The sequence below is a fragment of the Ramlibacter monticola genome (assembly GCF_016722785.1).
In the GTDB taxonomy this organism is placed as follows: Bacteria; Pseudomonadota; Gammaproteobacteria; order Burkholderiales; family Burkholderiaceae_C; genus Ramlibacter; species Ramlibacter monticola.
Map to the genome: position 1 here is coordinate 430,488 of NZ_JAEQNE010000001.1, position 20,399 is coordinate 450,886.

Annotated in this window: 21 protein-coding genes; 11 read left to right on the forward strand and 10 right to left on the reverse strand. The window is 69.3% G+C overall.

Annotation, left to right across the window (positions count from 1 at the left end; genetic code table 11):
- Positions 1-31 precede the first annotated feature (31 nt).
- The gene (gene scpA, locus JJ685_RS01875) at positions 32-2,194 is read right to left on the reverse strand and encodes a methylmalonyl-CoA mutase (protein WP_201672475.1); all 2,163 of its coding nucleotides are present in this window, start codon (positions 2,192-2,194) and stop codon (positions 32-34) included.
- Positions 2,195-2,294: 100 nt separating this feature from the next.
- On the opposite strand from scpA, the gene JJ685_RS01880 reads away from it, so the two are divergent.
- Positions 2,295-2,933 carry a GntR family transcriptional regulator gene (locus tag JJ685_RS01880; protein WP_201672476.1) on the forward strand — a complete coding sequence of 213 codons (639 nt, stop codon included), beginning with the start codon at positions 2,295-2,297 and terminating at the stop codon, positions 2,931-2,933.
- A 12-nt stretch (positions 2,934-2,945) separates the two neighbouring features.
- Here the strand turns inward: JJ685_RS01880 and JJ685_RS01885 are convergent, their stop codons facing one another.
- The gene (locus tag JJ685_RS01885) at positions 2,946-5,066 is read right to left on the reverse strand and encodes a response regulator (protein ID WP_201672477.1); all 2,121 of its coding nucleotides are present in this window, start codon (positions 5,064-5,066) and stop codon (positions 2,946-2,948) included.
- Positions 5,067-5,159: 93 nt separating this feature from the next.
- A complete protein-coding gene (dusA, locus tag JJ685_RS01890; protein ID WP_330901689.1) occupies positions 5,160-6,149 on the reverse strand; it encodes a tRNA dihydrouridine(20/20a) synthase DusA in 990 nt (329 codons plus the stop codon).
- Positions 6,150-6,284: 135 nt separating this feature from the next.
- Between dusA and JJ685_RS01895 the strand changes: the two genes are divergently transcribed.
- Together JJ685_RS01895 and JJ685_RS01900 are read left to right on the forward strand one after the other, a co-directional pair.
- Positions 6,285-6,689: an RNA-binding protein gene (locus JJ685_RS01895; protein ID WP_236598652.1), complete on the forward strand. Its 405-nt coding sequence runs from the start codon at positions 6,285-6,287 to the stop codon at positions 6,687-6,689.
- A gap of 123 nt (positions 6,690-6,812) precedes the next feature.
- Complete coding sequence (locus JJ685_RS01900) at positions 6,813-7,229, forward strand: RNA-binding protein (RefSeq protein ID WP_201672478.1); 417 nt, start codon at positions 6,813-6,815, stop codon at positions 7,227-7,229.
- 45 nt (positions 7,230-7,274) lie between these two features.
- Here JJ685_RS01900 and phbB read toward each other — a convergent pair whose 3' ends face one another.
- From phbB to phaC, 3 genes are all read right to left on the reverse strand, one after another.
- The gene (gene phbB / locus JJ685_RS01905) at positions 7,275-8,012 is read right to left on the reverse strand and encodes an acetoacetyl-CoA reductase (RefSeq protein ID WP_201672479.1); all 738 of its coding nucleotides are present in this window, start codon (positions 8,010-8,012) and stop codon (positions 7,275-7,277) included.
- 46 nt (positions 8,013-8,058) lie between these two features.
- On the reverse strand, positions 8,059-9,240 hold the full coding sequence (locus JJ685_RS01910; protein ID WP_201672480.1) for an acetyl-CoA C-acetyltransferase: 1,182 nt from the start codon (positions 9,238-9,240) through the stop codon (positions 8,059-8,061).
- A gap of 132 nt (positions 9,241-9,372) precedes the next feature.
- Positions 9,373-11,067, reverse strand: a complete 1,695-nt coding sequence (gene phaC, locus JJ685_RS01915) for a class I poly(R)-hydroxyalkanoic acid synthase (protein WP_201672481.1) — start codon at positions 11,065-11,067, stop codon at positions 9,373-9,375.
- Between the two features lie 86 nt (positions 11,068-11,153).
- Between phaC and JJ685_RS29575 the strand changes: the two genes are divergently transcribed.
- The gene (locus JJ685_RS29575; RefSeq protein ID WP_236598653.1) at positions 11,154-11,438 is read left to right on the forward strand and encodes a hypothetical protein; all 285 of its coding nucleotides are present in this window, start codon (positions 11,154-11,156) and stop codon (positions 11,436-11,438) included.
- On the opposite strand, the gene pgeF is transcribed toward JJ685_RS29575, so the two are convergent.
- Together pgeF and maiA are read right to left on the reverse strand one after the other, a co-directional pair.
- Positions 11,370-12,113: a peptidoglycan editing factor PgeF gene (gene pgeF, locus JJ685_RS01920; RefSeq protein WP_201672482.1), complete on the reverse strand. Its 744-nt coding sequence runs from the start codon at positions 12,111-12,113 to the stop codon at positions 11,370-11,372. The two genes, JJ685_RS29575 and pgeF, sit on opposite strands and share 69 nt — an antisense overlap.
- Positions 12,113-12,754 carry a maleylacetoacetate isomerase gene (gene maiA, locus JJ685_RS01925; RefSeq protein WP_201672483.1) on the reverse strand — a complete coding sequence of 214 codons (642 nt, stop codon included), beginning with the start codon at positions 12,752-12,754 and terminating at the stop codon, positions 12,113-12,115. Before maiA ends, pgeF begins: the two co-directional genes overlap by 1 nt.
- Before the next feature lie 62 nt (positions 12,755-12,816).
- On the opposite strand from maiA, the gene JJ685_RS01930 reads away from it, so the two are divergent.
- Both JJ685_RS01930 and JJ685_RS01935 read left to right on the forward strand, forming a co-directional pair.
- Entirely contained in the window at positions 12,817-13,755 is a 939-nt protein-coding gene (locus tag JJ685_RS01930; RefSeq protein WP_201672484.1) for an alpha/beta hydrolase, read from the forward strand.
- Positions 13,756-13,778: 23 nt separating this feature from the next.
- Positions 13,779-14,087: an antibiotic biosynthesis monooxygenase family protein gene (locus JJ685_RS01935; RefSeq protein WP_201672485.1), complete on the forward strand. Its 309-nt coding sequence runs from the start codon at positions 13,779-13,781 to the stop codon at positions 14,085-14,087.
- Between the two features lie 43 nt (positions 14,088-14,130).
- Here the strand turns inward: JJ685_RS01935 and JJ685_RS01940 are convergent, their stop codons facing one another.
- Both JJ685_RS01940 and JJ685_RS01945 read right to left on the reverse strand, forming a co-directional pair.
- On the reverse strand, positions 14,131-14,796 hold the full coding sequence (locus JJ685_RS01940; RefSeq protein WP_201672486.1) for an OmpA family protein: 666 nt from the start codon (positions 14,794-14,796) through the stop codon (positions 14,131-14,133).
- Between the two features lie 86 nt (positions 14,797-14,882).
- Positions 14,883-15,341, reverse strand: coding sequence for a MarR family winged helix-turn-helix transcriptional regulator (locus tag JJ685_RS01945; RefSeq protein WP_201672487.1), 459 nt, complete (start codon positions 15,339-15,341; stop codon positions 14,883-14,885).
- 99 nt (positions 15,342-15,440) lie between these two features.
- Here JJ685_RS01945 and JJ685_RS01950 point away from each other — a divergent pair, with 99 nt between their 5' ends.
- The 5 genes from JJ685_RS01950 to JJ685_RS01970 all read left to right on the forward strand — a co-directional run bounded on the left by JJ685_RS01950 (position 15,441) and on the right by JJ685_RS01970 (position 20,355).
- Positions 15,441-16,634, forward strand: coding sequence for a 3-hydroxybenzoate 6-monooxygenase (locus tag JJ685_RS01950; protein ID WP_201672488.1), 1,194 nt, complete (start codon positions 15,441-15,443; stop codon positions 16,632-16,634).
- Complete coding sequence (locus tag JJ685_RS01955) at positions 16,634-17,977, forward strand: FAD-dependent oxidoreductase (RefSeq protein WP_201672489.1); 1,344 nt, start codon at positions 16,634-16,636, stop codon at positions 17,975-17,977. Before JJ685_RS01950 ends, JJ685_RS01955 begins: the two co-directional genes overlap by 1 nt.
- An 18-nt stretch (positions 17,978-17,995) precedes the next feature.
- Complete coding sequence (gene gtdA / locus JJ685_RS01960; protein ID WP_201672490.1) at positions 17,996-19,051, forward strand: gentisate 1,2-dioxygenase; 1,056 nt, start codon at positions 17,996-17,998, stop codon at positions 19,049-19,051.
- A complete protein-coding gene (locus JJ685_RS01965) occupies positions 19,048-19,749 on the forward strand; it encodes a fumarylacetoacetate hydrolase family protein (RefSeq protein ID WP_201672491.1) in 702 nt (233 codons plus the stop codon). The genes gtdA and JJ685_RS01965 overlap by 4 nt, the downstream gene beginning before the upstream one ends.
- 129 nt (positions 19,750-19,878) lie before the next feature.
- On the forward strand, positions 19,879-20,355 hold the full coding sequence (locus JJ685_RS01970) for a TRAP transporter small permease (RefSeq protein WP_201672492.1): 477 nt from the start codon (positions 19,879-19,881) through the stop codon (positions 20,353-20,355).
- The last annotated feature ends 44 nt before the right edge of the window (positions 20,356-20,399 follow it).

A 20,399-nucleotide genomic window follows, 5' to 3' on the forward strand; every position in this document is an offset into this window, starting at 1 on the left:
TAATGGGGGTCAGATTCCAATTTCCGCAACTTCACGCGCGCGTGGTGGCCTGCCTGATCTGCTCCAGCACGTCCTTCGCGCTGGCCGGGATCGGGGTGCCGGGGCCGTAGATGCCCTTGACTCCCGCGTTGTAGAGGAATTCGTAGTCCTGCTGCGGGATCACGCCGCCCACGAACACCACGATGTCGTCGGCGCCCTGCTTCTCCAGCTCGGCGATGATGGCCGGCACCAGCGTCTTGTGGCCGGCGGCCAGCGTGCTGATGCCCACCGCGTGCACGTCGTTCTCGATCGCCTGGCGGGCGCACTCTTCGGGCGTCTGGAACAGCGGGCCCATGTCGACGTCGAAGCCGAGGTCGGCGAAGGCGGTCGCGACCACCTTGGCGCCGCGGTCGTGGCCGTCCTGCCCCAGCTTGGCGATCATGACGCGCGGACGCCGCCCTTCCTCGTCGGCGAAGCGGCCGATCTCGGACTTGAGGGTCTCCCACCCTTCGGCGGATTCATAAGCTGCTGCGTACACACCGGTCACCTTCTGCGTATCGGCGCGATGGCGCCCGAACACCTTCTCGAGCGCATCGCTCACCTCGCCCACCGTGGCCCGCAGGCGGATCGCCTGGATGCCCAACTCCAGCAGGTTGCCCTGGCCGGTGCGCGCGGCGGTGGTCAGCGCCTCCAGCGCCGCATGCACCTTGCCGCCGTCGCGCTTCGCCCTGATCTGCTCCAGGCGGGCGATCTGCTGCTCGCGCACCCGCACGTTGTCGACCTCGAGGATCTCGATCGCATCCTCCTTGGCCAGCTTGTACTTGTTGACGCCGACGATCACGTCCTTGCCGGAGTCGATGCGGGCCTGCTTCTCGGCGGCGGCGGCCTCGATCTTCAGCTTGGCCCAGCCGGAGTCCACGGCGCGCGTCATGCCGCCCATGGCCTCGACCTCCTCGATGATCTTCCAGGCCGCGTCGGCCATGTCCTGCGTCAGCTTCTCCATCATGTAGCTGCCGGCCCAGGGGTCGATCACGTTGGTGATGTGGGTCTCCTCCTGGATGATCAGCTGCGTGTTGCGGGCGATGCGGGCGCTGAATTCCGTCGGCAGCGCGATCGCCTCGTCGAAGCTGTTGGTGTGCAGCGACTGGGTGCCGCCGAACACCGCCGCCATCGCCTCGATGGCGGTGCGCACGACGTTGTTGTACGGGTCCTGCTCGGTCAGGGACCAGCCCGAGGTCTGGCAGTGCGTGCGCAGCATCAGGCTCTTGGGGTTCTTCGCCCCGAAGCCCTGCATGATGCGGCACCACAGCAGGCGGGCCGCGCGCATCTTGGCGATCTCGAGATAGAAGTTCATCCCGATCGCCCAGAAGAAGGACAGGCGGCCGGCGAACTCATCGACGTCCAGGCCCTTGGCCAGCGCCGTCTTCACGTACTCCTTGCCGTCGGCCAGCGTGAAGGCCAGCTCCAGCGCCTGGTTGGCGCCCGCCTCCTGCATGTGGTAGCCGGAAATCGAGATCGAGTTGAACTTCGGCATGTTCTTCGCCGTGTACTCGATGATGTCCCCGATGATCCGCATCGAAGGCTGGGGCGGGTAGATGTAGGTGTTGCGGACCATGAACTCCTTGAGGATGTCGTTCTGGATGGTCCCGGACAGCTTGTCCTGCGCAACGCCCTGCTCCTCCGCCGCCACCACGTAGCCGGCCAGCACCGGCAGCACGGCGCCGTTCATGGTCATGGAGACCGACACCTTGTCGAGCGGGATGCCGTCGAACAGGATCTTCATGTCTTCCACGGAGTCGATCGCCACGCCGGCCTTGCCGACGTCGCCCACCACGCGCGGATGGTCGCTGTCGTAGCCGCGGTGCGTCGCCAGGTCGAAGGCCACGCTGACGCCCTGGCCGCCGGCGGCGAGGCCCTTGCGGTAGAAGGCGTTCGATTCCTCGGCGGTGGAGAAGCCGGCGTACTGGCGGATGGTCCAGGGCCGGGCGGCGTACATGGTGGCCTGCGGGCCGCGCAGGAAGGGCGCGAAGCCGGGCAGCGTGTCGGCGTGGGGCACGCCCTGCAGGTCGGCCGCCGTGTACAGCGGCTTGACGGCGATGCCGTCGGGGGTGATCCAGTTCAGCGCATCGACGTTGCCGCCGGGGGCGGACTTGGCGGCGGCTTTCTTCCACTCCTCGAGGGAGACGGGCTTGAATTCGGGCTGGGCGGCGGTCATCGGGCGTTCCTCTGCAGCCGTGTCTTTTTGACACGGACGCGGCATGATACATGATTCATAATTATTGATAAAGAATTTCGTACTGCCTAGAATGGCTCCCATGATCGCAGCAGCCCTCGCTTCCCGTACCCCCCTCTACGAGGAGGTCGCGGAGCTGTTGCGGCAGCGGATCTTCCGCCGCGAACTGGAACCCGGCAGCTGGATCGACGAGGTCCGGCTCGCGCAGGAGTACGGCATCAGCCGCACGCCCCTGCGCGAGGCGCTCAAGGTGCTGGCCGCCGAAGGCCTGGTCACGATGAAGATGCGGCGCGGCGCCTACGTCACCGAGGTGTCGGAGCGCGACCTGGCCGAGGTCTACCACCTGCTCGCGCTGCTCGAGAGCGACGCCGCCGCGGTGGTCGCGGAGCGGGCGGCGGATGCGGAACTGCGGGAACTGCAGCAGCTCCATCAGGAGCTCGAAGGCGCCGTCAAGGACCGCGAGCGCTTCTTCGAGGTCAACGAGCGCTTCCACATGCGCCTGCTGGAACTGGCCAACAACCGCTGGCGCAACCAGATGGTGGCCGACCTGCGCAAGGTGATGAAGCTCAACCGGCAGCACTCGCTGCTGAAGTCGGGGCGGATCGAGGAGTCGCTGGAGGAACACCGCGCCGTGATGGACGCGATCGTGCAGCGCCGCCCGGAGGCCGCGCGCGAAGGCATGCAGCGCCACTTCCGCAGCGGGCTGGAAGCGGCCACCTGAGGCCGCCCCGGCTCAGGCCGGCCGGGCCACCGGCTCCACGCTGCTGATCATCTCCACCAGCGCGTCGCAGCGGGCGCGCAGCTCGTCGAGCTCGCCTTCCATCGCGACCTGCTCCAGCTCGAGGCTGGCGCGGCTCGCCTGCTTGAATCCGTACATGGCCAGGCTGCCCGCCAGCTTGTGGGCGGTGACACGCACGGTCTCGCGCTCCCCCTGCCGGGCCGCGCCGAGCAGCGCCTCCGCGAGTTGCCGGCGCGAGGCCAGGAACTCGGGCATGAGGTGCATCAGGCCGGGCTCGACCCAGACGCGCCCGGGCGGCGGCCCCGGGGCCGCCGTCGCCTCCCCGTCCGGCCCCAGGGGCACGGGCGCGGACACGGCGTGAAGGACGGCGGGGTCCTCGCGCCGCAGCACGGCCAGCACCTCCTCGCGCGAGGCCGGCTTGGCCAGGTACAGGTCGAAGCCTGCCTGCAGGCACTCGTGGCGCGTGGCTTCGTCGTCGTGCGCCGAGAACGCCGCCAGGTAGCTCGGTGCCTCGCCGCGCTCGCGCTGCAGGTCGCGGATGGCCCGGGCCGCCTCCAGGCCGCCCATGACCGGCATCTGCAGGTCCATGAAGATCACGTCGGGCCGCCCGGCACGCACCACGTCCAGCGCATCCCGCCCGTTCACTGCCGTGAACACCGTGAGCGGCGGGCTGGGCAGCAGGTTCTTCAGCACCACGACGTTGTATTCGTCGTCGTCCACCAGCAGCACCGACAGCGCCGGCAGCGCGGGCGGCGTCGCCACCGCCTGCGGCCGGGCCTGGCCCAGCGGCAGACGCTCGGTGGGGCGCGGGGGCAGCGGCGCGCGCCAGGGCGGCAGGCGCAGCGACAGGGTCGTCATGCCGTGGCGCGAATGCATGACGAGGTCGCCGCGCTGCACCTGCGCCATGAGCCGCGCCGAATACGCGCCGAGGCCGGTGCCGCCGCGCTTGCCGTGGGTGGCGTACTTTTCGAAGATCCGGTTGCGCACCTCGTGCGGCACCTCGCCCACGTTGCTGATGTCCAGCGACACCGCCTCGCCCCCCGCGCCCGGCGCCAGCCGCAGGCGCACGCGCACGTCGGAGCCCTCGGGCGCGGCTTCCACCGCGTTCTTCAGCAGGTTGGCCACGGTGGAATAGCAAAGGAGCTCCTCCGCCTTGGCATGCACCGGCTTGGGCGGCAGCTCGATGACCAGGCGCACCTTCTTCGAGCGCGCGTGCGGGTGCAGTTCGCGCGCCACCGTGTTCACCACCCCCGCCAGGTCCACCGCCTGGGCCCGCAGCCGGTAGGTGCCGGCCTCCATGCGGAACAGGTCCAGCGACAGGTTGACCATGCTCAGCACGCGCAGGGCCGCGCGCTCCACGGTGCCGAGCAGCTCGTCCTCCACCGGGTCCGGCGGGCGCCGCTCGCGCAGCAGGCGCGGCACCGAGGCGATGCTGGCCAGCGGCGTCTTCAGGTCGTGGCGGGCAATGCGCTCCACCTCCTCGCGCACCCGGAAGGCCTCGCGCAGCGCCTGGTTCTGCTCCTCCAGCCGGCGCACCAGCGTGTCCAGGCGCTCGCGCTGCTCCGCCTCCTTCACGTGCTGCGCTTCGGCGATGCGCGAGAAGATGTTGGCGAACACGACCACCAGCGTGAGCGTCACGCCGACGCGCGCGGTGAGCGCGGGCCCGAGGTGCATCCAGGCCAGCGGGACGGTCATGGCGACCATCGCGATGTTGAAGATGTTGGCCTGCCGCACCGGCAGCATGAAGTGGAACAGCAGGATGCCGGGGTAGACCCAGAAGACCCCGATCAGGCCGTTCTGGTACATGGCCGTCGCCAGGCCGACGATGGAGGCGACGAAGATCGCCCACGCCGGCACGATGGGCGCACGGCCACGGGCGATGCTCAGGGCGTTGGCCAGCAGGCACACCATGAAGACGCTGGTGGCGATGCCCAGCATCACGCGGCCCTGCAGGAAGTTGTTGACCGTGAAGGGGCCGAACAGGAAGATGCCGGCGATCGACAGCCCGAGGAAGATCCTGCGCCGGTGCGCCTCGACGAAGCCCTGGGCGAACTCGCGCACGGGCTTGTCCTCGTTGTCGGGCGGCGGCCAGCGGGACGACTGCTCCTCTTGCACGGGCGGCTCCTCTCTGGCGTCGCATTATCGCGGGACGCCCCCGTCCTGGCACGCCGCCCGCCGCGGAAGTCGCACGCAGGCCGCGGGGATCGCTCAGGCCGCGGCCAGCTGCAGCCCTTCGTGCGCCCTGCGCATGACCTCCCGCGCCGGCTCGCCCTTCAGCCGGTGGTCGCTCCACACCTGGCGCCAGCGCCGCGCGCCCGGCAGGCCGTTGTACAGCCCCATCATGTGCCGCGCGATGGAGGCCCAGGGCGTGCCGTGCCGCGCCAGCTCGCGCTCCATGTAACGCACCATCTGCTCCTCCACCTCCTCGCGCCGCAGCGTGGAAGCAGGTTCGCCGTAGAACAGCGCGTCCCAGCGGGCCAGCCACCAGGGGTGGTGGTAGGCCTCGCGCCCGATCATGGCCCCGTCCAGCGCATCCAGCTGCTCGCGCACGACCTCGTCGCGCGTGAGGCCCCCGTTGAGGGCCAGCACCAGCTGCGGGAAGTCGCGCTTGAGCCGGTGCACCAGCTCGTAGCGCAGCGGCGGGATCTCGCGGTTCTCCTTGGGCGACAGGCCCTTGAGCCAGGCGTTGCGGGCGTGCACGATGAACACCCGGCAGCCGGCCTCCGCCACCGTGCCGACGAAGTCGCGCACGAACTCGTAGCTCTCCACCTTGTCGATGCCGATCCGGTGCTTGACGGTGACCGGGACGTCCACCGCGTCCACCATGGCCTTGACGCAGTCGGCCACCAGGGCCGGCTCGGCCATCAGGCAGGCGCCGAAGGCGCCGCGCTGCACCCGCTCGCTGGGGCAGCCGCAGTTGAGGTTGATCTCGTCGTAGCCCCAGTCCTCGCCCAGCTTCGCGCAGCGCGCCAGGTCGGCCGGCTCGCTGCCTCCCAGCTGCAGGGCGACGGGATGCTCGGACGGATCGAAATCCAGGTGGCGGGGCACGTCGCCATGCAGCAGCGCGCCGGTGGTCACCATCTCGGTGTACAGGCGGGAGCGTTGGCTCAGCAGGCGGTGGAAGAAGCGGCAGTGGCGGTCGGTCCAGTCCATCATGGGCGCGACCGACATGCGCCAGTTGCGCGGGTCGGAGGTCACCCCCGTATTGTCCCAGCTTGCCGCGCGGCCCCCATCCGGCCCCTTCCTACCCCTGCAGCCCTCGCCCGACTACAGCCAAGCCCGGCCGTCCGGGCTGCAATGGCTGGAGCAGAAAAATCAAGGAAAGGATCAGGCATGAGGTCGTTCCAGATCGACCGGGACATGAAGACCATGACCGGCGTGTTCTACCCCACCGGCTGGATCGTGCTGATGTTCCCGGGCGAAGCGCAGGCGCGCGATGCGGCGCGCAAGGTGTGCGGCGCCGGCATCGCCGAACGGCACGTGATGCTGATGACCCCGGAGGACTTCCGGCGCGAGATCGCCGGAACCGAGGGCGACGAGGGCGTCCTGCCCTCGGCCGGCACCGAAGGCGACACGGTCCGCAAGATGGCAGAACTGTTCGCGCAGGGCCACCACGGCCTGATGGTGCACGCGCCCTCGCAGGAGGACTCCGACCGGGCGATGGAGGCCTTGCGCGACACGCCCATGTCCTTCGGCCAGAAGTACCGCAAGCTGGTCATCGAGGACCTCGTCGAATGAGGGTGCTCCGCGGCCGCTGAGCCACGGTGCCCGTCTCCACGACGCGCGAAGGGTCCTACTTTCGCGCGCCTTTGCGCGCTGTATTCTTTTTCATGCAGTCGCAGTCGCCAAAGGAGTTTGCCAATGAAACCGTTCAGTGTCGGATCCCTGACCAACATGCGCGGGGTGTTCTATCCCACCGGCCACATGGTGCTGATGTTCCCGACCGCAGAAGAAGCGAAGCGGGCCTGCGAGCTGCTGCGCAAGGACGGGGTGTCCGAGGACGACCTGTGCCACGCCACGCCGGAGCAATTCGAGCGCCAGATCACCGGCTGCACGGACGAAGAAGACGACGGGCTGCTGCCCTCCGTCGGCACGGAGAGCGACACCGCCGCCCACTTCCGCGCGCTGGCCCATGCAGGCCAGCACGCGCTGATCGTCCACGCGAAGGCGCGCCTGACCTCGGAGCACGTGCTCGATCTGCTGAAGGATCTGCACATCTCCTACGGCCAGCGCTATCGCTACCTCGTGATCGAGGACATGGTCGAGGACCGCAAATGAAAAAGGCCCGCAAATGCGGGCCTTCGGGAGCATCGCCGCCGGCGATCAGCCCATGTGCAGGCCGCCGTTGACGGAGAAGTCCGCGCCGGTCGAATAGCCGCTTTCCTCGGTGGCCAGCCAGGCGATGATCGACGCGATCTCGCTGGGTTCGCCGAAGCGCTTCACGGGAATGGTGGCGACGATCTTGTCCTGAACATCCTGGCGGATCGACTTGACCATGTCCGTGCCGATGTAGCCCGGGCTCACGGTGTTGACGGTCACGCCCTTGTTGGCCAGTTCCTGCGCCAGCGCCATCGTGAAGCCGTGCATGCCGGCCTTGGCGGCGGAGTAGTTGGTCTGGCCCGCCTGGCCCTTCTCGCCGTTGACCGACGAGATGTTGATGATCCGGCCCCAGCCCTTTTCCACCATGTCGCCCACGACCTGCTTGGTCACGTTGAACATGGAGTTCAGGTTGGTGTCGATCACCGCATCCCAGTCCTCGCGGGTCATCTTCAGGAACATGCGGTCGCGCGTGATGCCGGCGTTGTTGACCAGCACGTCGATGGTGCCGAACTCCGCCTTGGCCTTGCCGAAGGCCGCGACCGTCGACTCCCAGTCGCTCACGTTGCCGACCGAGGCGTGGAAGGCGTAGCCGAGCGCCTTCTGCTCGTTCAGCCACTTCTCGAAGTCACGCGTCGGGCCGCAGCCGGCGATCACGGTGAAGCCTTCCTTGTGCAGGCGCTGGCAGATGGCGGTGCCGATGCCTCCCATGCCGCCGGTCACGTATGCCACTTTCTGAGCCATGTCTTGTCCTTGTGAAGTGAAGTTGCCGGAAATCGAATCTAGGCGCTCAGGCGCGTTCCAAGGCGAGGGAAACCCCCATGCCGCCGCCGATGCACAGGGCCGCCAGGCCCCGGCGCGCCTCGCGACGCTGCATCTCGTGCAGCAGCGTCACCAGGATGCGGCAGCCGGACGCACCGATGGGGTGCCCGATCGCGATCGCGCCGCCGTTCACGTTCACCTTGCTGGGATCGATGCCGAGTTCCTTGTTGACCGCGCAGGCCTGCGCCGCGAACGCCTCGTTGAGCTCGAACAGGTTGACGTCGTCCACCTTCCAGCCGGCGCGCTGTAGCGACTTGCGCGAGGCCGGCACCGGACCCATGCCCATGGTGGCCGGATCGAGGCCGGAGGTGCCGAAGGCGGCGATGCGCGCCAGCGGCTTCAGGCCGAGCTGGGCGGCCTTCTTCGCGCTCATCACCACCACCGCGGCGGCGCCGTCGTTGAGGCCGGAGGCGTTGCCCGCCGTCACCGTGCCCGCCTTGTCGAAGGCGGGACGCAGGCCGGACAGCGCATCGGCATTGGTCTTGCGGTTGACGTACTCGTCGGTGTCGAACAGCAGCGGATCGCCCTTCTTCTGCGGGATGGAGACCGGCACGATCTCGTCCTTGAACTTGCCGGCGTCCTGCGCCGCGGCGGCCTTCTGCTGGCTGGCCAGCGCCAGCGCGTCCTGCGCGGCGCGGTCGATGCCGTGCGCCTTGGCCACGTTCTCCGCCGTGACGCCCATGTGGTACTGGTTGTAGACGTCCCACAGGCCGTCGACGATCATGGAGTCGACCATCTTCCAGTCGCCCATGCGCTGGCCGTCGCGCGAACCCAGCAGCACGTGCGGCGCGGCGCTCATGTTCTCCTGGCCGCCGGCCACCACGATCTCGCTGTCGCCCCAGGCGATCGCCTGGGCGGCGAGCATCACCGACTTCAGGCCGGAGCCGCACACGGCGTTGATCGTCAGGCCCGGCACTTCCTTGGGCAGGCCGGCCTTGATCAGCGCCTGGCGCGCCGGGTTCTGGCCCACGCCGGCGGCGAGGACCTGGCCCATGATCACTTCGCCGACCTGCGCCGGATCGACCTTGGCGCGCGCCAGCGCCTCCCTGATCACGATGGAACCCAGCTCCGAGGCGGGGATCTTGGCGAGCGAGCCGCCGAACTTGCCGACGGCGGTGCGCGCGGCGGAAACGATGACGATGTCTTCCATGGGGTCTCCTGTGCAGGTTTTGGAGCTAGGGGCGTGGGAACTGCGTTTCTTGCGACGGGGGCCTGGACCGTGGGCCGGAGGCTGGATGGCCCAGCCCCTGGCTCCTGGTCGCCAGCCCCTTCGCGAAGGCCGTCAGGCCTTCGCCTTCACATAGCGGCCGGGCGCGGGCTCGATGGCCTTGTACTTGCTGCCGCGGCCGTACGATTTCGGCGCTGCGATCTGCTTGCCGCCGTGCGGCTTCAGCCAGGCGGACCAGTCGGGCCACCAGCTGCCCGGCTGCTCCTTGGCGCCCTTCAGCCATTCGTCGAAGGTGCCGGGGAGCTTGTCGTTGGTCCAGAACGAGCGCTTGTTCTTCGAGGGCGGGTTGATCACGCCGGCGATGTGGCCGGAGGCGCCCATCACGAAGCGCTTCTTGCCGGTGAGGTGCCGGGTGGAGGCGTAGGCGCCGGCGATCGGCACGATGTGGTCCTCGCGCGAGCCGTAGATGTAGATCGGGATGTCCACCTTGCCCAGGTCCACCTTCTCGCCGGCGACCGTGCACTTGCCCGGTTGCGCCAGGTTGTTCTCGAGATAGGTATTGCGCAGGTACCAGGCATACATGGGGCCCGGCAGGTTGGTGGAGTCGCTGTTCCAGTACAGCAGGTCGAAGGGCGGCGGCGTCTCGCCCTTCAGGTAGTTGCCCACCACGTAGTTCCACACCAGGTCGTTCGGGCGCAGGAAGCTGAAGGTGGAGGCCAGTTCCTGGCCCTTCAGCAGGCCGCCCTTGCCCATCTGCATCTCGCGGAACTTCACGAAGGCATCGTCGATGAAGACGTCGAGGATGCCGGTGTCGCTGAAGTCGAGGAAGGTGGTCAGCAGCGTGGCGGAAGCCACCGGCTTCTGCTTGCGCGCGGCCAGCACCGAGAGCGCGGTGCCGAGCAGCGTACCGCCCACGCAGAAGCCCAGCGCGTTGATCTGCTTGGCGTCCGCGATGTCCTGCGTGACCGAGATCGCCTTCAGGACGGCGTCCTCGATGTAGTCGTCCCAACCCTTGTCCTCCATCGAGGCATCCGGGTTGCGCCAGCTCACCACGAAGGTGCGGTGGCCCTGCTCCGAGAGGTAGCGGATCACCGAGTTCTCGGGCTGCAGGTCGAGGATGTAGAACTTGTTGATGCAGGGCGGCACGACCAGGAAGGGGCGCTCGTACACCTGCTTGGTCAGCGGCTTGTATTCGATCAGCTGGAACAGGTCGTTCTCGAACACCACCGCGCCCTCGGTGGTCGCCACGTTGCGGCCCACCTCGAAGGCGCTTTCGTCCGTCATGGAGACGTAGCCCTGCTGCAGGTCGGCCAGCAGGTTCTGCACGCCGCGGGCGATGCTCTCGCCCCGGGTCTCCACGGCCTTCTGCTGCGCCTCGGCGTTGAGCGCGAGGAAGTTGCTGGGGGCCGAGGCCGCCATCCACTGTTCGACCGCGAAGCGCAGGCGCGCCTTGACCTTGGGATCGGCCTGGACGGCTTCGGCCAGGCCCAGGAGCGTGCGGGCGTTCAGGAGGTAGACGGCCGCGGAAAACGACGCCACCGGATTGCGCGACCACGCATCGTTGGCGAAACGCTTGTCCGCCGGCGCCGCGCGCTCGGTGAGGCCCTGGTTCCACAGCTCGGAGGCCTCGCGCAGGTAGGCCTGCTGCAGCTCGCCCAGTTTTTCGGGCGAGAAGCTCAGGCCAGGAAAAGCGCTGGGGGCGGTGCCGGTGGCGGCCTGCTGGAAGGAGTTGAGGGCCTGCGCCCACTGCGTGCCGAGTTCCTGCTGGAACTGCTTCGCTTGCGAAGCCCAGTCCGCGTCAGAATTCATCCGATGTCTCCTAATGCCTTATTCGGGATTTCCCGGAGTATCCCATCATTCATGTTGCACTGCAACAAAAAATTGGCGCCGCCGTCATGTACCTGGTCGTAACCGCCTGGCTGTACGTGGCGCTGATGATGGGCGTGGCCGAGGCCAATCACCCGAATGGCACCCTGCTCGGTGCGGTCTTCACCTTTCTACTCTATGGCGTCGGTCCTGTCGCCTTGCTTATTTACCTCATGGGTCGGCCCGCCCGGCGTGCCGCGCGCCGGGCCCGCGAGGCCGCCGCGGCGGCCGCGACGGCCGCGGCCTCAGACGAGCCAGACGGAGGCGGCCAGCCGCCCGCTGACGCGGTCGCGCCGGTGCGAAAAGAACCTTGAGGGATTGCCCACCGTGCACCATGCGCGCGAGCCGTCATTGCCATGGATCGCCGTGATGCCCAGCGCGGCGAGCCGGCGGCGCGCGAGGCCCGGCAGGTCGGCGAGGAACTTGCCGCCGGCGAGGGGCCGGAACAGGTCCGAGCTCACCGGGTCGTGGGCGAGAAAGGCCGCGCGCACCTCCGCGCCCACCTCGAAGGCATCCGGCCCGATGCAGGGGCCGAGCCAGGCGAGCATGCCTTGCGCCGGCCCGGCGGTCGGCGCCATCTGCGCCCAAAGCGCCTCCAGCACCCCGCCGGCGAGGCCGCGCCAGCCGCAGTGGGCGGCGCCGACGATCCCGCCGTCGCCGCCGGCCAGCAGCACCGGCAGGCAGTCCGCCACCATCATGGTGCAGGCGACGCCGCGCTCGCGGGTCCAGCAGGCGTCGGCTTCGGTCATGTCGGGCGTGTCCGCGTCCAGCCGGACGACGCCCTGCCCGTGCACCTGCTTCAGGAAGACCGGGCGGGCCTGCAATGCCGCGGCATAGCGGCGCCGGTTCTCTGCCACCGCGGACTCGTCGTCGCCCACGTGGTCGCCCAGATTGAGGCTTTCGTAGGGCGCAGCGGAGACGCCGCCGTCACGCTCGCTGCAGAAGGCACGCACGCCGGCCGGCGCCGGCCACCACGGCACCATCCCCATCAGGCCTCGTTGTCCGGGCAGTTCGAGGGCTGCGCCTTCTGGAACGCCGGATGCCGCATGCAGGCATCGAAGGCGGCCATCGTGCGCGTGAGGCCGCCGAAGTCGACCTCGAAACGCTTGCCGTTGAAGATCTGCGGCACCAGGCAGCAGTCGGCCAGCGTGGGCGTGTCGCCGTAGCAGTAGGTGCCGGCGGGCAGGCGCGCCAGTTCCTGCTCCAGCTTCTCCAGCCCGTCCCGCACCCAGTGGCGGTACCAGGTGTTCTTGGTGGCCTCGTCCACCTTCAGCTCGCGCGTGAGGTACTTCAGCACGCGCAGGTTGTTCAGCGGATGGATCTCGCAGGCGATCAGCTGGGCGAGCGCGCGCACCCGGGCGCGGCCGAGCGCGTCGCGCGGCAGCAGCGCCGGCTCGGGATGGGTCTCGTCCAGGTATTCGATGATCGCCATCGACTGGCTCAGGAGCTCGCCGGCGTCGGTTTCCAGCGTCGGCACGAGCTGCGAGGCGGACACGGCCGTGTACGCCTCCTGCCTGTGCTCGCCCTTCACCAGGTGGACCGGCAGGTACTCGTAGGGCAGCCCCTTCAGCTCGAACGCGATGCGCACGCGGAAGGAGGCGGAGGAGCGGAAGTAGTTGTACAGCTTCATGGGGGGTGAGCATAACGGCCGGCTCCTCTACACTGCGGGGAGAACGACGACAGGAGACCCGCATGCTGCATCCCCAGGCCCAGGCCCTGTTGCGCCTGATCGAGGAAAAGGGCGTGCCGCCCATGCACACACTGTCGCCGGCCGACGCGCGGACGTACTACCTCGAGCGGCGCTTCTTCACCCAGCCCGAGCCGCCGCACGTCGCCGCCCGCCGCGACCTCCAGGCGCCCGGCCCCGCCGGCCCCATCCGCCTGCGCAGCTACCGCCCACTCGGCACGCCGGACGACGCTGTGCTGCCGGTGCTGGTCTACTTCCACGGGGGTGGCTGGGTGATCGGCGACCTGGAGACGCACGACACCCTCTGCCGCGAGCTGTGCAACCTGTCGGGCACGGCGGTGATCGCGGTGGATTACCGGCTCGCCCCCGAGCATCGCTTCCCGGCGGCGGTGGACGACGCGCTGGCCGCCACGCGCTGGATCAGCGGCAATGCCTCCACCCTGAAGATCGACGCCGACCGGCTGGCCGTGGGCGGCGACAGCGCGGGCGCCAACCTGGCCGCGGTGGTGGCGCTGGCCGCGCGCGACGCCGGCGACCTGACCATCAAGCTCCAGCTCCTGATCTACCCCGCCACGGACCAGCGCCGCGGCGCCCCTTCGCACGCCACGAACGGGCAGGGCTACATGCTCACGAAGGACAACATCGCCTACTTCCACGACCACTACCTCGGCGGGGACGCGCACGACGAGGACTGGCGCGCCTCCCCGCTGCTCGCGCGCAGCCATGCCGACCTGCCACCGGCCTTCGTCCTGACCGCGGGCTACGATCCGCTGCGCGACGAGGGCCTGCAGTACGCGCAGAAGATGTCGGAAGCCGGCAGCCGCGCGACCCTGGTCAACTTCGAGCGGCAGATCCATGGCTTCATCCTCATGGGCCGCGTGCTCGACGAGGCCAACGTCGCCGTCCACCTGTGCGCCAGCCAGCTGGTGCACGCCCTGCACTGACAACCCACACCCGGAGGACAACGATGATCCTGGAACTGGCGGACCTCCGCATCCAGCCCGGAAAGCAGAAGGAATTCGACGAAGCCATCGCCCGCGGCGTGCGCACCGTGATCTCGCGCGCCGAGGGCTTCCGCGGCTTCAAGGTCAACAAGTGCGTCGAGACGCCCGAGCGCTACGTGCTGCAGATCTTCTGGGACACGCTGGAGGACCACACCGTCAGGTTCCGAGGCGGCCCGCTGTTCGCCGAATGGCGCGCCATCGTGGGCCCGTATTTCGCCCAGCCGCCCCACGTGGAGCACTTCACCCTGCTCACGAAGAGCGACGAGCAATGAAAAAGGGGCCGCGAGGCCCCTTCTCCATGGTGCGCCGCCTGCTTCAGCGGGAGGCGGTCACGTTGCGCTCGGCGAGGAAGATCTCGACGCGGCGGTTGCGGGCACGGCCCGCGTCGCTGGCGTTGTCCGCCACCGGCTCGTGCTCGCCGCGGCCGGTGACCTGGACCTGGTTGGTGGGCACGCCGCGCGCGACGAGATAGTTCTTCGTCGCCTGCGCGCGCTCCAGCGAAAGCCGGTCGTTCAGTTCATCCGAACCGTTGCTGTCGGTATGGCCGATGATGCGCACCTCGGTGTTCGGCTGGCCCTGCAGGCCGCTGGCGAACTGGTCGAGGATGGGGCGCATGTTCGGCTTGATGTCGGCCCGGCCGGTGTCGAACGACAGGTCGCTCGGCACGTTCAGCTTCAGCTGGTTGTCCGCGGTCTGCGAGACGGTCGCGCCGCTGCCCATGGTGGCGCGCTCCATCGCCTGCTTCTTCTGCTCCATGCTCTTCGACCAGATGTAGCCGCCGGCGGCGCCCACCCCCGCGCCGATCAGCGCCCCTTTGCCGTTCTGGCCGATGGCCGCGCCCGCGAGCGCGCCGACGCCGGCCCCGATGGCGGTGTCGCGGGCCGTGGGGCTCATGCCGGTGTTCATGTCGGCGCAGCCGACGAGGCCGAAGGCCGCCGCTGTCACGGCGATCAGGCTGGTGCGGATGGAGAAGCTGTTCATCGATTCCCTTCAATGCAATTCGAAGCCTGAATTGGAACCGGGACCGCGGCCTACTTGTGTCGGACGAGGCCGCTCGTTGACGTTTGTTACGCCTGCTCCACAGTCGCGGCCAGGCTCTCGTGCGCCGCGACCAGGCGATCGAGCAAGGCGACCAGCTGCGCCCGCTCTTCGTCCGCCAGCGGCTGCAGGATGCGCGCCTGCACCTTGCCCACCGAGCGCCGCATCTTCCGCGCCGCCTCGGCGCCCTCGGGTGTGACCCAGAGCCGCTTGCGGCGACGGTCCGCCGCGTCGGCCTCGCGCCGCACCCAGCCACGCGCCTCCAGCCGGCCGATCACCGAGCCGAAGGTGGCGGCGTCGAAGGCGATCGTGCGCGCCAGCGTCACCTGGTCCTCGCCGGGCGCATCCAGCAGCGCGTTGAGGATGGCGAACTGCACCGGGGTCACCTCGAAGCCCGAGGTCTCCTCCATGAAGATCGCCACCGCCACCTGGTGCGCGCGCCGGATCAGGTGCCCCGGCGCGTGCCGGAAGTCGAAGCCTTTGCTCATGGCCGCCAGTCTAGGCAGGAACCTTGCGCCAGGTCAAACCAATATGTATGCTTAGCATCTGGCGCGGCCCGGTTCCGCGGAGCTGAGGAGGAGACAAGCATGAGCCAGGCCCTTTCGATCGTGGTCGCCGGCGGCGGCATCGGCGGCCTCGCGGCCGCGTACGTGCTGGCGCGGCAGGGCCATCGGGTCACGGTGCTGGAGCAGTCGGCGAGCTTCGGCGAGATCGGTGCCGGCATCCAGCTCGGTCCCAACATCTTCCGCATGTTCGAAGTGCTGGGGCTCACCGAGGCGATCAACGCAGTCGCGTTCTTCCCGCCCGGCCTGGGCATGAACGACGTGCGCACCGGCGAGAAGGTCGTGCGGGTGCCGCTCGGCGACGCCGCCCGCGCCGCCTACGGCTACCCCTACGGCGTGATCTACCGCGTCGACATCCACGACGTCTTCCTCGCGGCCTGCCGGGAACGGCCCGAGGTCACGCTGCGCACCTCCTGCAAGGTCGAGGGCTACACGCAGGACGGCCGGGGCGTCACGGTGCAGCTGGCCGGCGGCGAGACGCTGCGCGCCGATGCGCTGGTCGGCGCCGACGGCCTCTGGAGCCGCGTGCGCCAGTCGGTGGTGGGCGACGGCAAGCCGCGCGTCTCGGGCCACATCGCCTACCGCGCGGTGCTCCGGCGCGAGGAGGTGCCGAAGCACCTGTGGAGCGACGACGTCCTGCTGTGGGGCGGCGAGAAGACGCACCTCGTGCACTACCCGCTGCGCCGCGGCGAGCTGTTCAACCTGGTCGCCGTGTTCCACAGCAACCGGTACGACGAGGGCTGGAACACCTTCGGCGACACCGCGGAGCTCAACGAGCGCTTCGCCCAGGCCGTGCCGCAGGTGCGCGAACTGCTGGAGAAGATCGAAACCTGGAAGATGTGGGTGCTCTGCGACCGCGAGCCGGTGCAGAACTGGAGCGACGGCCGCGTCACCCTGCTGGGCGACGCCGCCCATCCCATGCTGCAGTACCTCGCGCAGGGCGCCGGCCAGGCGATCGAGGATGCGGTGGTGCTGGGCGAGGCGCTGAAGCACGCGCACGACGACGTGGCTTCGGCCTTCCAGAAGTACCAGAAGGCTCGCTACCTGCGCACCGGCCGCGTGCAACTGACCGCGCGGCTTTACGGAGACATCTACCACGCGTCGGGCGTGGCACGCGAGCTGCGCAACCGGATGTTCCGGGGCGGGGAGGAATCCGCGGGCTTCGCCGGGCTCCAATGGATGTACAAGGGCCTGGACCTGGGAAAGCTGTTCGACTGATGACCCACACCCTGCTGGAGCCCAGCCGGAACACGCCGGTCTGGGGCGAATACGAGGTCGTCGTGCTCGGTGGCGGCCCCGCCGGCATGGCCGCGGCCGTGTCCGTTGCGCGCGCAGGCCGCAAGACCCTGCTGGTGGAACGCTACGGCTTCCTCGGCGGCATGGGCACGGCGGCCGGCGTCACCAACTTCTGCGGCCTGCATGCCAACGTGCACGGCCGGATCCGGCAGGTGGTGCACGGCGTCGCCGACGACCTGTTGCGGCGCATCGACGCCCTCGGCGGCCTCAACCAGCCGCACGCGCTGTTCGGCAAGACGGTGGCGCAGGCCTACGACACCGCGGCCTACAAGATCGCGGCCGACGACCTGCTGCTGTCGGCGGGCGTGGAGCTCCTGTTCCACGCGCTCGCCGCCGGCGTGGTGATGGACGACGCGCGGCGCGTGCAGGCCCTGCTGGTGGAAACCAAGTCGGGCCGCCGCGCCGTGCTCGGCCGCGCTTTCATCGACGCCTCCGGCGACGGCGACCTCGCCGCCTGGGCTGGCGCGCCGTGGGACAAGGGCGATGGGCAGGGCAACATGCTCTATCCCTCGACCATGTTCCGGCTCAACGGCGTGAACCCCGAGCGCGCCGGCAAGGCCTGGGAAGTGATCCCCCGCCTGATGCAGGAGGCCGAGGCCGAAGGCCGCTACCGCTTCCCGCGCAAGACGCCCATCGTGCGGCCGCAGAAGAGCGGGATCGAGTGGCGCGTGAACCTGACGCAGCTGGCCAACCGGGAAGGCAACGCCATGGACGGCACCGACGCCCGCGACCTGAGCGAAGCGGAGGTGCTGGGCCGCCGCCAGATCGCCGAGGTCGCCGGCTTCCTGCGCGAGGTGCCCGGCTTCGAGAGCTGCTACATCGTGGACATCGCGCCCCAGGTCGGCATCCGCGAGACGCGCCGGGTGCGCGGCCTCTACCAGCTCACCGAGGCCGACGTGCTGGAGTGCGCCAGCTTCGACGATACCGTGGGCGTCAACGGCTGGCCGCTGGAGCTGCACCTGAAGGGCGACGTCGAATTCCGCTGGCCGAAGATCCCGGAGAGCCGCGGCTTCAACCACCTGCCCTACCGCATGACCGTTCCCCTCGGGCTGGACAACGTCTGGGTTGCAGGCCGTTGCGCCTCGATGAGCCACGAGGCGCAATCGGCGGCGCGCGTCAGCGGCGCTTGTTTCGTCATGGGGGAGGCCGCGGGAGTCGCCGCGGACCTGGCCCTGCAGGGCGCCGTTGCCGCCTCCGCGGTCGACGTCCCGTCGCTGCAATCCCGTCTGGAAAGCCAAGGCGCCTGGCTGGGCCGCGCCGCGTAGCAGGAAAAGGAAACGAGCATGAACGCACCCCTTCCGACCGCGCAGCTGCGCCAGCAGCTGTACCGCGACATGGACCCGCACAACCTCACGCCCCTGTGGGAAGTGCTGCATGCGCTGGTGCCGCCGCAGCCCAGGACGCCCTGCGTGCCGGCCTTCTGGAGGTACGACGAGGTCCGGCCCTACCTGATGCGCGCCGGCGAGGTGATCACCGCGGAAGAAGCGGTGCGGCGCGTCCTGATCCTGGAGAACCCGAAGCTGCGCGGCCAGTCGGCCGTGACGCAGTCGCTCTACGCCGGCCTGCAGCTGATCCTGCCCGGCGAGGTCGCGCCCAGCCACCGTCACACCCAGAGCGCGCTGCGCTTCATCGTCGAGGGCTCGGGCGCCTACACCGCCGTGGACGGCGAGCGCACCACCATGCGCCCGGGCGACTTCATCATCACCCCGAGCTGGACCTGGCACGACCACGGCCACGAGGCCCGCGACCCGGTGGTGTGGCTCGACGGACTGGACATCCCGATGATCCGCTTCTTCGACGCCGGCTTCGCGCAGAACGACACCAGCAAGTCGCAGCAGGTCACGCGCACCGAGGGCACCAGCTTCGCCCGCTACGGCCACAACATGGCGCCGGTGCGCGGCGCGGCGCCGCACGGCCGCACCTCGCCCATCTTCAGCTACCCCTACGAGCGCAGCCGCGAGGCGCTGGAGCGGCTCGAACGCGACGCGCCCCTCGACGCCTGGGACGGCACGAAGCTGCGCTACGTCAATCCGATCACCGGCGGCTGGCCCATGCCCACCATCGGCACCTTCCTGCAGAAGCTGCCGGCCGGGTTCGCCGGCCAGGGCTCGCGGCAGACCGATGGCGCGGTCTACAGCGTCGTCGAGGGCGAGGGCGAGGTGACCGTCAGCGCGGGCGAGCAGGAGTGGCGCTGCGCCTTCGGCCCCCGCGATCACTTCGTCGTACCCTCATGGCACACTGCGCGCTTCTCGTCGGAGAAGGGCTGCGTCCTGTTCAGTTTTTCCGACCGCCCGGTGCATGAAGCCCTGGGCATCCACCATGAAGAAAGGTTGTCATGAGCTACGTTTTCCAGCCGGCGCCGGTCGTCAGCGTGCCCGTCGTGGGCCGCGCCGAGCGCTTCCCGGTGCGCCGCATCTACTGCGTGGGCCGCAACTACGTGGAGCACGCCAAGGAGATGGGCTTCACCGGCCGCGAGGCGCCCTTCTTCTTCCTGAAGCCCGCCGACGCCGCGGTGGTGGTCGATGCCGGCCAGACCGCGACCCTGCCCTACCCCACGCTGACCAAGGACCTGCACCACGAGATCGAACTGGTGGCCTGCATCGGCAAGGGCGGCCGCAACATCAAGGCCGCCGACGCGAAGCAGCACATCTTCGGCTACGCCGTGGGCCTGGACATGACCCGCCGCGACCTGCAGGCCGAGATGAAGAAGCAGGGCCGCCCCTGGTGCATCGGCAAGGCCTTCGACGCCTCCTCCCCCATCGGCGCGATCACGCCGGCGGCACAGGCCGGCGACATCGAGAACGCGGAGATCTTCCTGCAGGTCAATGGCAAGGACCGCCAGCGCAGCAGCGTGTCGAAGTTGATCTGGAACATCGGCGAGATCATCGAGCACGTCTCCACCGCCTGGGAACTGGCGCCCGGCGACCTGATCTACACGGGCACGCCCGAGGGCGTCGCCGCCGTGGTAGCCGGCGACACGCTGGTGGGCGGCGTGAAGGGCCTGGAAGGCATCTCGCTGAAGATTCAGGGCGCCTGACACCGGGTGGCTCCAGGGCAACGGCGCGGCGGGGAACGCGCTGCCGCTGCCCTATGATCGCGGCAGCGCGGCCGCAAGAACGAGCCTGCGCGTGAGGACACTCCGATAAAGCCAACAAGAGGGGCAAGCTTGCGCGTCCTGGAGAACCTGGCGAAGTTCTGCGCCATCCTGGCCGGCTTCATCCTGACCGGCATCACGCTCATGACGTGCGTGAGCCTGGTCGGCCGCAATACCACCGGCACCACGCTGGTCGGCGACTTCGAGCTCACGGGGGTGGCCGCCGGCGCGGCCATCGCCCTCTTTCTGCCCTGGTGCCAGGCCCGGCGCGGCAACATCATCGTCGACTTCTTCACCGCCAAGGCGAGCGCGCACACCAACGCGCGCCTCGACCGCCTCGGCGCCCTGCTGCTCGGACTGTCCGTCGCCCTGCTCGCATGGCGCACCGCGATCGGCGGCCTCAGTTCCTGGAACTCCCACGCCACCACGATGATGCTCGGCTTCCCCGAGTGGATCGTCTATGCCGGCATGGTGCCGCCGCTGGTCCTCACGGCGGTGATCGCCCTGTGGCAGGCCGCCCGCGGCTTCGGGCCGGAGGCGGGCGAGTGAGCGCCGCACGGCCGCCCGAAGGCGCCCGCCCCCGGAGGGGGGAG

Excerpts from the sequence above, each read along its gene's own strand:
- scpA (WP_201672475.1), bottom strand. The coding sequence starts at position 2,194 with ATGACCGCCGCCCAGCCCGAATTCAAGCCCGTCTCCCTCGAGGAGTGG.
- JJ685_RS01880 (WP_201672476.1), top strand. The coding sequence starts at position 2,295 with ATGATCGCAGCAGCCCTCGCTTCCCGTACCCCCCTCTACGAGGAGGTC.
- JJ685_RS01895 (WP_236598652.1), top strand. The coding sequence starts at position 6,285 with ATGAGGTCGTTCCAGATCGACCGGGACATGAAGACCATGACCGGCGTG.
- JJ685_RS01900 (WP_201672478.1), top strand. The coding sequence starts at position 6,813 with ATGAAACCGTTCAGTGTCGGATCCCTGACCAACATGCGCGGGGTGTTC.
- phbB (WP_201672479.1), bottom strand. The coding sequence starts at position 8,012 with ATGGCTCAGAAAGTGGCATACGTGACCGGCGGCATGGGAGGCATCGGC.
- JJ685_RS01910 (WP_201672480.1), bottom strand. The coding sequence starts at position 9,240 with ATGGAAGACATCGTCATCGTTTCCGCCGCGCGCACCGCCGTCGGCAAG.
- phaC (WP_201672481.1), bottom strand. The coding sequence starts at position 11,067 with ATGAATTCTGACGCGGACTGGGCTTCGCAAGCGAAGCAGTTCCAGCAG.
- JJ685_RS29575 (WP_236598653.1), top strand. The coding sequence starts at position 11,154 with ATGTACCTGGTCGTAACCGCCTGGCTGTACGTGGCGCTGATGATGGGC.
- pgeF (WP_201672482.1), bottom strand. The coding sequence starts at position 12,113 with ATGGGGATGGTGCCGTGGTGGCCGGCGCCGGCCGGCGTGCGTGCCTTC.
- maiA (WP_201672483.1), bottom strand. The coding sequence starts at position 12,754 with ATGAAGCTGTACAACTACTTCCGCTCCTCCGCCTCCTTCCGCGTGCGC.
- JJ685_RS01930 (WP_201672484.1), top strand. The coding sequence starts at position 12,817 with ATGCTGCATCCCCAGGCCCAGGCCCTGTTGCGCCTGATCGAGGAAAAG.
- JJ685_RS01935 (WP_201672485.1), top strand. The coding sequence starts at position 13,779 with ATGATCCTGGAACTGGCGGACCTCCGCATCCAGCCCGGAAAGCAGAAG.
- JJ685_RS01940 (WP_201672486.1), bottom strand. The coding sequence starts at position 14,796 with ATGAACAGCTTCTCCATCCGCACCAGCCTGATCGCCGTGACAGCGGCG.
- JJ685_RS01945 (WP_201672487.1), bottom strand. The coding sequence starts at position 15,341 with ATGAGCAAAGGCTTCGACTTCCGGCACGCGCCGGGGCACCTGATCCGG.
- JJ685_RS01950 (WP_201672488.1), top strand. The coding sequence starts at position 15,441 with ATGAGCCAGGCCCTTTCGATCGTGGTCGCCGGCGGCGGCATCGGCGGC.
- JJ685_RS01955 (WP_201672489.1), top strand. The coding sequence starts at position 16,634 with ATGACCCACACCCTGCTGGAGCCCAGCCGGAACACGCCGGTCTGGGGC.
- gtdA (WP_201672490.1), top strand. The coding sequence starts at position 17,996 with ATGAACGCACCCCTTCCGACCGCGCAGCTGCGCCAGCAGCTGTACCGC.
- JJ685_RS01965 (WP_201672491.1), top strand. The coding sequence starts at position 19,048 with ATGAGCTACGTTTTCCAGCCGGCGCCGGTCGTCAGCGTGCCCGTCGTG.